The organism is Pseudomonas sp. 1152_12 (assembly GCF_052850675.1).
Window position 1 is genome coordinate 1 of the sequence record NZ_VXCW01000046.1, and the last position, 1,260, is coordinate 1,260.

At 56.8% G+C, this 1,260-nt stretch carries 1 protein-coding gene; it reads right to left on the reverse strand.

The genetic code is table 11. The features are described 5' to 3' along the window. The coding region (locus FW764_RS28035) for an immunoglobulin-like domain-containing protein (RefSeq protein WP_446436717.1) at nucleotides 1-1,260 on the reverse strand (1,260 nt) is incomplete at both ends.

The window sequence follows — 1,260 nt, forward strand, 5'->3', positions numbered from 1 at the left end:
CAGTGGTGGTCGCGGTCAGAACCACATCGACCTTGTCGATGGTGTCATTGATCGTGGTGGTGGCGCCGTTGCCTGCAACTTCCAGCTTCTCGAAGTTGCCGCCAGCGGTGTCGGTGATCTTGACCGTCTGAGTGCTCTTGTCGATGAACACGTCATCGCTCGGCGCTGGGACAGTCACGGTGCCGACGGTATCGCCTGCCTTGATGGTGATGGTCGAACCATTATCCAACTTGAGGGTGACGTCGGTGCCGGCCTTGTTGCTCAAGGTCGCGGTGTAGGTGATCTGGCCACCCTCGCTAACCTCAGTCGGAGCAGTCAGCGTTACGGTCGTGGTGTTATCGGTGTCTGGAGTATCAGTCACTGTTGTAGTGACTTTATCGGTCCCAGGAACCAGATTTTCGAAGTGCTCGCCGCCAGTGACACCCTTGATAGCGGTGGTAACGGTTTGATCGCCTTTGTACACATCATCAGGAGCTACGACGGTGATAGTGCCGCTCGACTGATTAACGCCGATGGTGATGGTTTGGCCGTTATCCAGTGTCACAGTCAGCGGGTTGGTGATGTTAGTCACTGCCGCGCCGTTCTTATCCACAAGGCTGGCGGTGTAGACGATATTGCCGCCTTCGCCAATGGTGGTGGTGGCGGTCAGTACGACGTCGACTTTATCGATGGTGTCATTGATCGTGGTGGTGGCGCCGTTGCCTGCAACTTCCAGCTTCTCGAAGTTGCCGCCAGCGGTGTCGGTGATCTTGACGGTCTGTGTGCTCTTGTCGATGAACACGTCATCGCTAGGCGCCGGAACAGTCACGGTGCCGACGGTGTCGCCCGCTTTGATGGTGATGGTCGAGCCGTTGTCGAGTTTCAGCGTTACGTCAGTGCCCGCTTTATTGGAAAGCGTAGCGGTGTAAGTGATCTGGCCACCTTCGTTCACTGCGCTTGGCGCGGTCAGCGTTACGGTGGTGGTGTTATCGGTGTCTGGAGTATCCGTTACGGTGGTGTTAACCGGCGTGGTGCCAGGTACTAAGTTTTCAAAGTGCTCGCCGCCAGTCACGCCTTTGATAGCGGTGGTAACGGTTTGATCGCCTTTGTAGACATCATCCGGAGCTACGACCGTGATGGTGCCGCTCGACTGGTTCACGCCGATGGTGATGGTTTGGCCATTGTCCAAAGTCACGGTCAGCGGGTTGGTGATGTTGGTCACCGGGTTACCCGACTTGTCGACCAGCGAAGCGGTGTAAACGATGTTGCCGCCTTCGCCGA